Source organism: Escherichia sp. E14V7 (assembly GCF_004212225.1).
GTDB lineage: Bacteria > Pseudomonadota > Gammaproteobacteria > Enterobacterales > Enterobacteriaceae > Escherichia.
Map to the genome: position 1 here is coordinate 232,031 of NZ_RHJJ01000006.1, position 13,198 is coordinate 245,228.

Below are 13,198 nucleotides of genomic sequence, written 5' to 3' on the forward strand. Positions count from 1 at the left end.
TTTTGTGAGCTGTTTCGCGTTATCACCGTGATATGACACTCACTTTAAACATAAAATTAACATTAGATCTAAATCTTAGTATTCATCCCACGTATTGTTTCCTAATATCGATGAGTCCCGATACAGATTCGTCGTATCATAGACTGACTAAAGGCCGCAGAGCCTGAACAACACAGACAGGAAGAAAAAACATGGTAGATCAGGTAAAAGTCGTTGCCGATGATCAGGCTCCGGCTGAACAGTCGCTACGGCGCAATCTCACAAACCGGCATATTCAGCTTATTGCCATTGGCGGCGCCATTGGTACGGGGTTGTTTATGGGATCCGGTAAAACAATCAGTCTTGCCGGGCCGTCGATCATTTTCGTTTATATGATCATCGGTTTTATGCTCTTTTTCGTGATGCGGGCAATGGGGGAATTGCTGCTTTCGAATCTGGAATACAAATCTTTTAGTGACTTCGCTTCCGATTTATTAGGGCCGTGGGCAGGATATTTCACTGGCTGGACTTATTGGTTCTGCTGGGTGGTTACCGGTATGGCGGACGTGGTTGCCATCACGGCTTATGCGCAGTTCTGGTTTCCAGGGCTATCTGACTGGGTCGCCTCGCTGGCGGTGATAGTGCTGTTGCTGACCCTGAACCTCGCCACCGTGAAAATGTTCGGTGAGATGGAGTTCTGGTTTGCGATGATCAAAATCGTCGCCATTGTGTCGCTGATTGTCGTCGGCCTGGTCATGGTGGCGATGCACTTTCAGTCACCGACTGGTGTGGAAGCGTCATTCGCGCATTTGTGGAACGATGGCGGCTGGTTCCCGAAAGGTTTAAGTGGCTTCTTTGCCGGATTCCAGATAGCGGTTTTCGCTTTCGTGGGGATTGAGCTGGTAGGTACTACTGCTGCGGAAACCAAAGATCCAGAGAAATCACTGCCGCGTGCAATTAACTCTATTCCGATCCGCATCATTATGTTCTACGTCTTCGCGCTGATTGTGATTATGTCCGTGACGCCGTGGAGTTCGGTAGTCCCGGATAAAAGCCCGTTTGTTGAACTGTTCGTGTTGGTGGGTCTGCCTGCTGCTGCCAGCGTGATCAACTTTGTGGTGCTGACGTCTGCGGCTTCTTCCGCTAACAGTGGCGTCTTCTCTACCAGTCGCATGCTGTTTGGTCTGGCGCAGGAAGGTGTTGCGCCGAAAGCGTTCGCTAAACTCTCTAAACGCGCAGTACCCGCGAAAGGGCTGACCTTCTCTTGTATCTGTCTGCTCGGCGGCGTGGTGATGTTGTACGTGAATCCAAGCGTGATTGGCGCGTTCACGATGATCACGACGGTTTCCGCAATTCTGTTTATGTTCGTCTGGACGATTATCCTTTGTTCGTACCTGGTGTATCGCAAACAGCGCCCGCACCTGCATGAGAAGTCAATCTACAAGATGCCGCTCGGCAAGCTGATGTGCTGGGTATGTATGGCGTTCTTTGTGTTCGTCATCGTGCTGCTGACGCTGGAAGATGACACCCGCCAGGCGCTGCTGGTTACCCCACTGTGGTTTATCGCGCTGGGGCTGGGCTGGCTGTTTATTGGTAAAAAACGCATGGCGAAGTAATGCCGCTAAGGCACCTGCGGGTGCCTTTCAGGCTGCAAAATTGCCTGATGCGCTACGCTTATCAGGCCTACAGAACCTCTGCAATATATTGAATTTGCGTGCTTTTGTAGGCCGGATAAGGCGTTTACGTCGCATCCGGCATGAACAAAGCACACTTTGTCAGCAATCTCCTTTGTCTTTATACATTCCTAAAAATACTTCCCGTCATCGACAGCTCTCAGGCGCGGGCTTACCGTGGATCTTTGCCACTCATTGCAGAGTTCACTATGGCTAAGCACAGTTGGTTATTAATCGCCGCATTACCTCTCTCCATTTCACCTTCCTGGGGCGCAGATTTTTATTACCGCCAGCAGGAGAAAAGCACGGTTTATGTTGCCGAACAGAAGGGAGAAAAAGATGAGATCCTCTCCGAACTGCCGGACGTTAATTATTCCCGGCTCTGGCGCATTGCCAATTTAGCCAATAAACAAGAAACCCGCTTACTGTCCGATTTTAATCCCGATAAGTTCGACTGCGATGATCGGAATAATTGCCAGCATACCTGGCTCACCGATGGACGCTCTGTTCTTTGGTCTGGCAAAGTCCTGAAAAATCCATCCGGTGAACCTAAAGTCGACGCCGCCAGTTTTCAGGCATTCGGTGCTTTCGCTGCTGATAAACGCAGTATCTATTTTGATGGTCAGCGTACCGATGATAATAGCGGCGATAAGCAGGTGGATATGTCAACGCTGGAAGAGACGGACATCTGGAATTTACTGCGTGATAAAAATAGCCTCTGGCATAAAGGTCGCTGGCTGGGTCATGCCGATGGATTTCAAATCATGCGGCATGATTCAGCTCTGCAATTTGTTGTGCTGACAAATTCGCAGGTGATTGTTAATGGCAAGCCGCTGCCTGCCGATCGCAAAACCTTTCAGATTAAACGTTGGATGCCTGGCGAACGCTTAGTTTATCGCGATAAAAGCGGCGAGCGTGACTATGAGCTTGAGGATATCGGTCACAGCTGTGCGTCATTTAAAATTGGTTTGAAGAATGTGTCCTGGCTTAAACAAGAAGCAACGCCAGCGGGGAGTGATTGTGTTTATGAAACGCTGGCGGGGGTAGATCCGGAAAAATTTACCTTATTAACCTGGTCGGTAGGCTATTACAAAGCTCAATTCTATAAGGTTAAAACCAATACATTAGGTGAAGGTGAACTGATAATGCCCAGGCCAGAGGATGTTTCTGAACTATTGGAGAGGGGAAGCATGGTAACTGGCTACATGTATATCACCACAGACGGGCAACTCTACAGTCACCAACTTGGTGGATTAACCACAATTGACGGAAAACACTACGAGCAAACTAAATGGCTGCGTTACAACCCCATTTCAGCAGAATGGTCAACGGTGAAGCAACCTCCGAGCGGTCTGAAACCCTTATTTAAATAACCTCTTACACGCTAACAGCTTCAGGATGATGCTATGTTGCCAATTAAACCCGTTTGTCTCGCACTGGCTTTATTTTCAACCGCTTCAATAGCCTGCTCCGGCGTGCCTTATGCCGCTTTTTACTACCAGCCGTGGGACCAGGGCACAAAATATATCGTTGAAGATAGTGACGGTTACGGTATCGATTTTCCGGATATTCATTTGCCGCAGGTGAAGTTCAAACAGTTACGCCGCGTAGCTGACGGCACTGATGGAGAATATGATTCTCCAGATGATATCAATAATGATTTTGTGCGGGTGGCTCCCTTTTCTGGCTATCGGTCAAATGGCGGCTGGCGTTTCGACTGGTTGACTGATGGCCGCCATATTTTATGGGCTGGGAAAATAGTCCAGAACCCGCCGGGAACACCGAAAGTCGATGCCGCAACATTCCGCGCATGGGGGCGTTTTGCTGCCGATAAAGACAGCCTCTATTTTGATGGCGAACGCACGGATGATAATCACGGCGAAAAGCAGGTCGATATGGATTCGCTGCAACAGGTGGGAGGGATAATTTACGCAGGTGATTCCGCAGATGTATTGAAAGACCGTCGCAATATTTACTTTCAGGGGCGCTGGCTGGGCAGTGCGCAAGGGTATTCTATTCTTGGCGTTAAATCCTGGACACGTCGTCCCATTATTTATTCCCCCAATAGCTGCGAAAGCAAAAGTAATCCAGGACCGTGGGATACCATCTGGCGGACCAAATCGCAGGTCTTTGTCAACGGAGATGCCATCAACGCCGATCCGGATACCTTTCAGATTGTGCGCTGGAGAGCCGGTTCCCTGCTGATTTATCGCGATAAAGACGGGGAAAAACGTTATTCGTTCGGAAAGGATTGCCGGAGTACGTTTGACCTACAGCGGGATAAAGTAACCTGGATGACCCGAGATGCTTCCAGGCGTGCCAATGACTGCCGGGTTGCGACCATTCCTGATGTTGATCCGGAATATTTTCGCCACCTGACGGATAATGTGGCGCAATATAAAGATTCGCTCTATCTGGTGAAGTATGTTTCTGGGGTCGAAAAAACGCTTTCGGTTATTCATTTACCCGACCCGAAACAAGAATTACAGGAAGGCGTTAATATTGTAGGGAATAAAGTTTATTTCATCGCGAGCGATGACGTGACTATTTTTGATATTAATGGACAATGGCAGTGGTTTAAAAGCCCCGATGGCACACCATTAAATTATTTAGCACATGACGATCGCTATACGTATTTTATTGATGAAGACACGGTTGAGTATTTTGAACTGAAAGGTCAATGGACGTGGTTTAAAGACGCCAATGGTCAATTATCAGATACCTTTGCTCATGATGACCATTATATTTATTACGTAGGCGATGGGCTGGTTCGTGATGCGAAGCGGCGTAATGAGACTCGACAACTCAATGCGGCGCATCTTGATAAAAATGGCAGTCTGCTTACCGTTGAAGGCAGATACACCAGTTACAACAATGAATTACTTCCATTGAATGACTGAATCACTTAATAATCAACGATCCTGCTCATGTCAGGATCGTTGATCGAACAAATCACTCACCCGCCAGCGCGCGCGGGAACAGTACATTGTTTTCCAGACTGATGTGCTCCATCAGGTCATCAATCAGTTCATTAATGCCGTTATACATCGCTTTCCAGGTGGTGCAGGCTTCCGGCGGCGGTGTGACGTTATTGGTGGTGTGTTTAATCACTTCCAGCAGTTCACCCGCTTCATCGTGCTCGCTTTCCATCACGCTGATTGGCCCCATTGCCTGGCTGCCCATGCCTTGTTTGATCATCGGGAAGAGGATCTGCTCTTCTTTCATCATGTGGCTGGAAAGCTCTTCATGCAGCATGGTCAGGTATTTTGTCAGCCCTTTTGGCACGCTCGGTTTGTCGGCGTGAACGCGCTCTACTTTGGTCGCTTGCAGGATCAGCTCCGGCAGTTGCTCGCGGTGACGATCGTGGTAGCGCACGATGATATGGTCGATGATTTCCGCCAGTGGGGCGCTACGCCAGTCTTTCTCAATTGGTTGTTCAGCAAGCTTTGCCAGCTCGGCCTCAATGACGTCAACATCCAGCTCTTTACGTGCCGCCGCACGCGCCAGCGTTTGCTTACCGCCACAGCAGTAATCCATATCATATTTACGAAACAGAGCCGAAGCGCGAGGAATAGAGAGCGCCAGTTCACCTAAAGGTTGGTCGCGATAAGCCATAGCTGATACCTCATTCTTAATAAGATAAGATGCATTTTAAATGCATCTTTAAGGCAAAAGCTATAACCCTTACGTAGCAGAGGCTTATTTAACTCACTGCTAGCGTGTCAACTTTCTGAGACAGATTCAGTTAAAGGCTTTTCCGGTTTTGCTCTGACCGCAATAACCACGCCAATCACTAACAGCGCGATACCGCTCAACGTCATCAGCGGCGGCATTTGCTGGCGGAGTAAAAAGGTGTACAGCAAACCTGCCAGCGTTTCGAAAACAATCAGCGGCCCGAGAATCACTGTCGGTAATCGCTGGCTGGCGACGTTCCAGCAGAGTGCACCGACCCATGAGCAAAGCACGGCAATCGCAATCATCAGGCTAATAAAAACCAGCGGACGGGGGCCAAAGGGTAGGGAGAATTGCGGTGTTTGGGTATTCAGCCAGTAACAAGCGACGAGATAGCCGATGAGAGAAACCGGCAGCGTGACCAGCGCCTGCGCCGTCGCCCACATCATCGGATGTTTGTCGGGGTTTTCCCGCAGCCAGCGGGCGTTGCGCAGGGCATACCACGCCCAACAGACTACAGAGACTGACGCCAGCACGATGCCTGAGGTATAACGTGCCCAGTCAAAATCGGGGAGTCCGTGGTTTAACTCAGCAATATTCACACACGCCAGGCCGATGCCAATACAAACCAGCGCCGGGGCGAGTTTCCCCCATGCGAGTTTGCCGTCGCGCTGGCTGTACAGCAGATTGGCGAAGACGGGAATCACCACCGGCAGAGTGCCGATAATCATCGTGGAAACAGGTGCGCCGGTACGCTGAATGGCGCTGGCGAGACAGAAGTAATAGATAAGGTTGCCCATCATGGTGAGCATCAAGGCGGTAAGCCAGTCGCGACGCGCCAACTGACGCAGACGCACGCGCCCCAGCCAGGCAATGGGCAGCGCAATTAATCCTAACGCCAGATAACGCCCCATCGACTGCAACATCGCCGGGTATTCCGGTACGATCAACGGCCCGACAAAAATAAGCCCCCACATCAACCCTGCTAACAGGGCGTACAGCACGCCGCTAATCATTACTGGCATCCATTGATCTGTCAGAAGAAATATTCAGGGAACAGACGTGGTCGTTCCCGGCATCCCGTCATTATCAGAGAGGATGCGGGAGGATGCCACTTTAATTAACTAGTTATTAACATTAACCGGACGTCGCGAGTAACGCCGCTGGGCGAGCAGGTGAGCGAAAAGGTTGCTGTACTGGCGGACTGGATTGAGTTGAATTTGCCCGAGGTGTTGGCGGTGCGAGATGAACGAGCGACATAACTGCCGGATGCGCTGCGCTTATCCGGCCTACGGTACATGGTTTGTAGGGCGGATAAGATGCGCCAGCATCGCATCCGCCAATAAATGCCGGATGCGCTGCGCTTATCCGGCCTACGGTTCATGGCTTGTAGGGCGGATAAGATGCGTCAGCATCGCATCCGCCAGGAAGAGCCGGATGCGCTGCGCTTATCCGGCCTACGGTTCATAGCTTGTAGGGCGGATAAGATGCGCCAGCAGCGCATCCGCCAATAAATGCCGGATGCGCTGCGCTTATCCGGCCTACGGTTCATGATTTGTAGGGCGGATAAGATGCGCCAGCATCGCATCCGCCAATAAATGCCGGATGCGGTTGATGATTTGTAGGCCGAAAATGAAGTGTTTTACTTACTCAAATCCACCTGATAAATCGCAAAGCCGATATCATCGGTCGCGACTTTATTCATCGGATACTGCCCTTTCTCTTTAATAAATGCTGCGGCTTTATCTGACGGGGAAGTTTCGAAACGGATATCCAGTTTCTTATCGCCAGCAATCGGCGCTAGGCGCCAGTTGTTATCTGCCGCCGGGTGGATTTCTCCCGCACGTTTAGACTCTTCAGCAATCCACGCTGCCAGTACCGAGCGGTTCTCATCCGGTGAAGCAAAGGCAATATGGCTATCACCTGTTCCGGCAAATTTGCCGCCGTAAGCGCGATAGTTATTGGTGGCAACGAGGAACATGGCGTTCGGATCAATGGGTTTACCGTTAAAGGTCAGGTTCTTAATCCGCTCTGCATTGGCATTAACCACCTGACATTCACCGTCATAGCGGGCGGGCTGGGTAACATCAATCTGATAATTCACACCATCAATCACATCAAAGTTATAGGTGCGGAAACCATCCCAGTTGATCAACGACTGTGGTTGAGTGCTGTTAGGATCAATCTGGTTAAACTGCCCGGCGGAGCACTCCAGCCACTCTTTCACCTCTTTACCACTGGCTTTCACCACGATAAGCGTATTGGGATAGAGATAGAGATCGGCGGCATTACGGAAGGTCAACTGGCCTTTTTCCACTTCGACATAGCTGGCAGGGTCGTTCTTACGCCCACCGACTTTAAACGGCGCGGCAGCAGAGAGCACGGGCAGTTTTGCCAGGTCCGGCTCGCCCTGGATGTAATGTTCGACATACGCTTTTTGCGCGTTGTTCACCACCTGAACGGTCGGATCATCCTGCACCAGCGCCAGATAGCTATACATATTGTCGGCAGATTTACCGATCGGTTTGCTGACAAACTGGCGTGTGGCGTCGTGATCGGCCTTTAGCGTTTCTACCAGTTGGCTGTCTTCTGCGGCGAGAGATTTTTTATTGGTGATATCGTAAATAGGCCGTGCTTCGGCTTTGGCCTGCGTCACCTGCCATTTCCCGCTGTCATTATTGAGTTGCAGATCAACCACGCCCAGATGATCGCCCCACATGCCAGGCATTACCGCCGGAACACCGTTCAGCGTACCTTTGGCAATATCCGCGCCTTTAATATCGGCAAAATCTTTACTCGGGAAGACGGCGTGAGCATGGCCAAATATAATGGCGTCAACGCCCGGAATTTCACTGAGATAATAAACCGAGTTTTCCGCCATCACTTTATACGGATCGGCAGACAAACCAGAATGAGCCAGAACGACAACAATATCGGCCCCTTTCTCGCGCATTTCTGGTACGTACTTGCGCACTGTTTCAGTAATATCGTTAACGGTGACTTTGCCGGATAAATTGGCTTTATCCCAGCTCATAATCTGCGGTGGCACGACGCCGATGTAGCCAATCTTCAGCGTCTGTTTTTTCCCGTCTTTATCGACCACTTCGGTGTCGTTAATTAAATACGGCGTAAACATGGGCTGTTTGGTCTTAGCGTCAATGACGTTGGCGTTTATATAAGGGAATTTCGCCCCTGCCAGCGCATTTTTCAGGTAATCCAGACCGTAGTTAAATTCATGATTGCCGAGTGTGCCGACCGTATAATCCAGCGTATTCAGCGCCTTATAAACCGGATGAATATCACCTGCTTTTAATCCTTTCGCCGACATGTAATCTGCCAGCGGACTCCCCTGAATCAAATCGCCGTTATCGACCAGCACGCTGTTTTTCACTTCATTACGCGCGTCATTAATCAGACTCGCAGTACGAACCAGTCCGAATTTTTCTGTGGCGGAGTCTTTGTAATAATCGAAATCCATCATATTGCTATGCAAATCAGAGGTTTCCATTATGCGGAGATCGACTGTTGCTGCATTCACACTGGCGGCAATCAGCGTAGCAAGGAGCGTTGCACTAAACTTAACCATCTGGGCATCCTTTTATGAATGAGTAGATGAAACGTCTTTCATACAGAGCGTTGAAGGATGCCATAAATAATAAATCAGGAAACGATGACGCCATCACAGTTGGCGGATTCTTTAACGATAGGGTATAAGTAAAACAACGAGTTAACACCACTGAAACAAAAGAGGTGGAGAATGTTAGAACAAGTATGTCAACTCGCACGGATTGCGGGCGATGCCATTATGCAGGTCTACGACGGGACGAAACCGATGGACGTCGTCAGCAAAGCGGATAACTCACCGGTGACAGCGGCGGACATTGCCGCGCATACCGTAATCATGGACGGTTTACGTACGCTGACGCCGGATATTCCGGTTCTGTCTGAAGAAGATCCTCCCGGCTGGGAAGTCCGTCAGCACTGGCAACGTTACTGGCTGGTGGACCCGCTGGATGGCACTAAAGAGTTTATTAAACGTAACGGCGAATTCACCGTTAATATTGCGCTCATCGACCACGGAAAACCGATTTTAGGTGTGGTGTATGCGCCAGTAATGAACGTAATGTACAGTGCGGCAGAAGGCAAAGCCTGGAAAGAAGAGTGCGGCGTGCGCAAGCAGATTCAGGTACGCGATGCGCGGCCGCCGCTGGTGGTCATCAGCCGATCCCATGCGGATGCAGAGCTGAAAGAGTATCTGCAACAGCTTGGCGAACATCAGACGACGTCCATTGGCTCTTCGCTGAAATTCTGTCTGGTGGCGGAAGGGCAGGCGCAGCTCTACCCACGTTTCGGACCAACCAATATTTGGGACACTGCCGCCGGCCACGCTGTTGCAGCAGCAGCCGGAGCGCACGTACACGATTGGCAGGGTAAACCGCTGGATTATACCCCGCGTGAATCGTTCCTGAATCCAGGATTCAGAGTTTCTATTTATTGAGCAACTTATGCAGCAAGTCCATCACTTGCTGCACCTCTTCCTGGGTGAGCGCTCCGTCCTTCGCCCATTGCACACGGCCGTCTTTATCGAGCACGGCAATGGCAGAACTCTCTTCATCCAACTGCCAGGCGCCGCGCGCGACGCCGTTGCTATCGACAATAAACTGCGACCACGGATAAAGCTTTTTATTACTTTCCAGACTGCTGCGCACAAACATGCCGGAACCCGGAATTGCGTCATCTGTGTTGACAATGGTGGTGGTCTGGTAGCGATCGTGCGGCAACTTCGCCGATTTAATCGCTTCTATCAGCGTCGCGTTTTTCTCTTTGGCTGACGTACGACCAGCAATATGTTGTAGCACTCGCACTTTTCCCGCTAACTGCGCGCTGTTCCAGGTTTTGTAGCTAAACTGATCTTTATCAAGCACCAACTCGCCACGATCGGTAATGCCAATCGGCGGTACTCGCTGGCCGGTTTCGAACTGATGTGCGGAGGTCATCATCGGCAGCAGCAGGCAGGTGAGGGCCAGAATCTTGCGTAGAGTCATGGTGTTTCCTTCTTATGATATGCAGGTGATCCGACCACTTGGGTCTGACTTTTAATCATATGTGCTATTTATCGAAAATCCCGCAAGTGTGATGCCAGTTTGCGGACAAGCGCACAAATCATATGAAAAATGAATGCTTATACTAAAGATTCTGATTAGGCGAAAAGATAATTCTGAATAATTGTAACGTTACGGTAAAAAAACTCATACAGGCTGGAAACATTACCGCAGTAGTCTATAGTCATTAGGCATTAAAATTTGCGCCTCATAATAGTTGGACCGATTGTGGTACCGCAAAGGCGTAATACTCAGCAGGAGACAACAATGAAAATTTTCCAACGGTACAACCCACTACAAGTGGCGAAGTACGTGAAGATCCTGTTTCGTGGACGGTTATACATCAAGGATGTTGGCGCTTTTGAATTTGATAAGGGTAAAATTCTTATCCCAAAAGTGAAGGATAAACTGCATTTATCAGTGATGTCCGAAGTAAACCGTCAGGTTATGCGTCTGCAAACAGAGATGGCTTAACCAAAGTGCTATGCAGTAATAAGACGGCTCCTGATTCAGGAGCCGTTGATGTTTCTGAGGTTATGCGACGTTTTCTTCTTTATCTTTGTCTTTATCTTTAGCGTCAGTCAGTTTTGGCGAAAGGACGGTGGCTTTGCTGTCGATCCGCGTTACCAGCAGCTGGTCGATGCGGTAGTTATCGATATCCACCACTTCAAATTTGTAGCCGGCGAATTTCACCGAATCAGTGCGTTTGGGGATCTTACGCAGCATAAACATCATAAAGCCGCCAATGGTTTCGTAATTGCCTGACTGCGGGAACTCGTCAATATCCAGTACACGCATCACGTCATCAATCGGTGTTCCGCCATCGATTAGCCATGAGTTCTCATCACGCGCCACAATCTGCTCTTCCAGACCCTGACCAACCAGATCGCCCATCAGTGTGGTCATCACGTCGTTGAGGGTGATTATCCCCACCACCAGCGCGTATTCATTCATGATTACTGCAAAGTCTTCGCCCGCAGTTTTAAAACTTTCCAGCGCCTCAGAAAGGGTCAGCGTGTCTGGCACGATCAGCGTGTTGCGAATTTGGACGCCACTGTTCAGCGCCAGGCTTTGATTGGCCAGCACGCGGTTAAGCAGATCTTTCGAATCCACATAGCCGATGATGTGGTCGATATCTTCAGTACAGACGAGGAATTTTGAGTGCGGATGTTCCGCCACTTTATTCTTCAGACTTTGCTCGTCTTCGTGGAGATCGAACCAGATGACGTTCTCACGCGGAGTCATAGACGACGGGACAGTACGGGATTCAAGTTCGAACACGTTTTCAATCAGTTCATGCTCTTGTTTACGTAATACCCCCGCCAGCGCCCCCGCTTCTACTACCGCGTAAATATCATCGGAAGTGATGTCATCCTTGCGCACCATCGGCAGTTTAAAGATACGGAAGATCATGTTCGCCAGGCCGTTGAAGAACCACACCAGCGGGGTGCAGACGTACAGGCAGAAGCGCATCGGGTTGATGATACGCAAAGCCACAGCTTCTGGCGCAATCATACCGATGCGTTTCGGGGTTAAATCCGCAAACAGGATAAACATGCCAGTCACTAACGAGAAAGAGAGAATAAAGCTCAGTTGCTCAGAGAGCTCTGCCGACATATAGCGGGAGAACAGGCTGTTAAAAGCCGGGGAAAACGCCGCATCACCGACGATACCGCCGAGAATCGCCACTGCGTTCAGACCGATTTGTACCACGGTAAAGAACATGCCGGGATTTTCCTGCATATTCATAACGCGTTGGGCATTTATATTGCCTTCATCAGCCAGCAGTTTAAGTTTGATTTTGCGTGAGGCGGCAAGCGAGATCTCAGACATCGAGAAGAACGCACTTACAGCGATCAAGCAGAGTATGACTAAAATACTGTTTAACATATCTTATCTAACCGTTCAGGTCAGATCCTCGGAAGGGGAAGTTGATTAATTTGTGTGAAATACACATTGAAAGCCGATTCGAAGAGAGTGAACCGGCATTTTCAGAGGCTAGTATAGCGTAAGGTACTGTAAAGTCGCCAGAGGGTTAAATTTTTGTCTCATTTCACTTTGGGGCCAACTTTTAATACTACACTTCAGGCGGCAGACAAACGCCTATTCCACCAATTCCGCAATAGCCATAAGGGTTTTTATGTAGATACTGTTGGTGGTCATCTTCGGCATAATAGAACGGTGTGGCGTTAGCAATCTCGGTGGTTATCTGGCGATCGTCATCGGCGGTGAGCATTGCGGCCTGAAAACGTTCCAGACTGGCGCGGGCGGCGGCATCCTGTTCTGGTGTCAGCGGGTAAATCGCGGAACGGTACTGCGTGCCGTGATCATTACCTTGACGCATCCCTTGTGCAGGATCGTGGTTTTCCCAGAAAACCTGCAACAGTTGTTCATAGCTGATTACCGACGGATCGTAAACCACTCGCACCGCTTCGGCGTGGCCGGTCTCACCGGAACACACTTCCCGATAAGTCGGGTTTGGCGTGTAACCGCCAGTGTAGCCTGCGGCAGTGCTGTAAACACCGGGAAGTTGCCAGAAAAGGCGTTCAACGCCCCAGAAACAGCCCATCGCAAAAATGGCGATCTCCATTCCGTCAGGCACATTTGTCATTGAGTGACCGTTGACCGCATGCAGCGTAGCTACGGGCATCGGGGTATTCCGTCCAGGAAGGGCATCGGTGGGGGAAACCAGATGCTTTTTATCAAATAAACTCATGGTGTCGTTCTCCCGAAAGTCGGTCATAGGGGTTTAGGTTGTAACAAGGGACGTAT

11 protein-coding genes and 1 pseudogene are annotated in these 13,198 nt (G+C 49.9%); 6 read left to right on the forward strand and 6 right to left on the reverse strand.

Annotated elements, in window-relative coordinates:
* The first annotated feature begins 191 nt into the window (after positions 1–191).
* From cycA to D9741_RS08095, 3 genes are all read left to right on the forward strand, one after another.
* Positions 192–1,595 (forward strand): D-serine/D-alanine/glycine transporter, encoded by a 1,404-nt coding sequence (gene cycA, locus D9741_RS08085; protein WP_130216689.1) that lies wholly within the window; start codon positions 192–194, stop codon positions 1,593–1,595.
* 266 nt (positions 1,596–1,861) lie between these two features.
* A complete protein-coding gene (locus D9741_RS08090; RefSeq protein ID WP_130216687.1) occupies positions 1,862–3,025 on the forward strand; it encodes a hypothetical protein in 1,164 nt (387 codons plus the stop codon).
* 33 nt (positions 3,026–3,058) lie between these two features.
* Positions 3,059–4,552 carry a hypothetical protein gene (locus D9741_RS08095; protein WP_130216685.1) on the forward strand — a complete coding sequence of 498 codons (1,494 nt, stop codon included), beginning with the start codon at positions 3,059–3,061 and terminating at the stop codon, positions 4,550–4,552.
* A 52-nt stretch (positions 4,553–4,604) separates the two neighbouring features.
* Here the strand turns inward: D9741_RS08095 and ytfE are convergent, their stop codons facing one another.
* Together ytfE and D9741_RS08105 are read right to left on the reverse strand one after the other, a co-directional pair.
* Positions 4,605–5,267: an iron-sulfur cluster repair protein YtfE gene (gene ytfE / locus D9741_RS08100; RefSeq protein ID WP_000331451.1), complete on the reverse strand. Its 663-nt coding sequence runs from the start codon at positions 5,265–5,267 to the stop codon at positions 4,605–4,607.
* 107 nt (positions 5,268–5,374) lie between these two features.
* Positions 5,375–6,340, reverse strand: a complete 966-nt coding sequence (locus D9741_RS08105) for a DMT family transporter (protein WP_130216791.1) — start codon at positions 6,338–6,340, stop codon at positions 5,375–5,377.
* Positions 6,341–6,478: 138 nt separating this feature from the next.
* Here D9741_RS08105 and D9741_RS08110 point away from each other — a divergent pair.
* Positions 6,479–6,586, forward strand: a pseudogene (locus D9741_RS08110) (transcriptional regulator); the annotation flags it as partial.
* A 380-nt stretch (positions 6,587–6,966) separates the two neighbouring features.
* On the opposite strand, the gene cpdB reads toward D9741_RS08110, so the two are convergent.
* The gene (gene cpdB / locus D9741_RS08115; protein WP_130216683.1) at positions 6,967–8,910 is read right to left on the reverse strand and encodes a 2',3'-cyclic-nucleotide 2'-phosphodiesterase; all 1,944 of its coding nucleotides are present in this window, start codon (positions 8,908–8,910) and stop codon (positions 6,967–6,969) included.
* Positions 8,911–9,081: 171 nt separating this feature from the next.
* On the opposite strand from cpdB, the gene cysQ reads away from it, so the two are divergent.
* Entirely contained in the window at positions 9,082–9,822 is a 741-nt protein-coding gene (gene cysQ, locus D9741_RS08120; RefSeq protein ID WP_130206045.1) for a 3'(2'),5'-bisphosphate nucleotidase CysQ, read from the forward strand.
* On the opposite strand, the gene D9741_RS08125 is transcribed toward cysQ, so the two are convergent.
* The gene (locus D9741_RS08125) at positions 9,812–10,369 is read right to left on the reverse strand and encodes a YtfJ family protein (protein WP_130216681.1); all 558 of its coding nucleotides are present in this window, start codon (positions 10,367–10,369) and stop codon (positions 9,812–9,814) included. The genes cysQ and D9741_RS08125 overlap by 11 nt on opposite strands.
* Positions 10,370–10,693: 324 nt before the next feature.
* On the opposite strand from D9741_RS08125, the gene D9741_RS08130 reads away from it, so the two are divergent.
* The gene (locus D9741_RS08130; RefSeq protein ID WP_000689228.1) at positions 10,694–10,900 is read left to right on the forward strand and encodes a DUF1107 domain-containing protein; all 207 of its coding nucleotides are present in this window, start codon (positions 10,694–10,696) and stop codon (positions 10,898–10,900) included.
* Positions 10,901–10,960: 60 nt separating this feature from the next.
* Here the strand turns inward: D9741_RS08130 and D9741_RS08135 are convergent, their stop codons facing one another.
* Together D9741_RS08135 and msrA are read right to left on the reverse strand one after the other, a co-directional pair.
* Positions 10,961–12,316 carry a hemolysin family protein gene (locus tag D9741_RS08135; protein ID WP_130206047.1) on the reverse strand — a complete coding sequence of 452 codons (1,356 nt, stop codon included), beginning with the start codon at positions 12,314–12,316 and terminating at the stop codon, positions 10,961–10,963.
* A 187-nt stretch (positions 12,317–12,503) separates the two neighbouring features.
* A complete protein-coding gene (gene msrA, locus D9741_RS08140) occupies positions 12,504–13,142 on the reverse strand; it encodes a peptide-methionine (S)-S-oxide reductase MsrA (protein ID WP_130206049.1) in 639 nt (212 codons plus the stop codon).
* Positions 13,143–13,198: the final 56 nt, after the last annotated feature.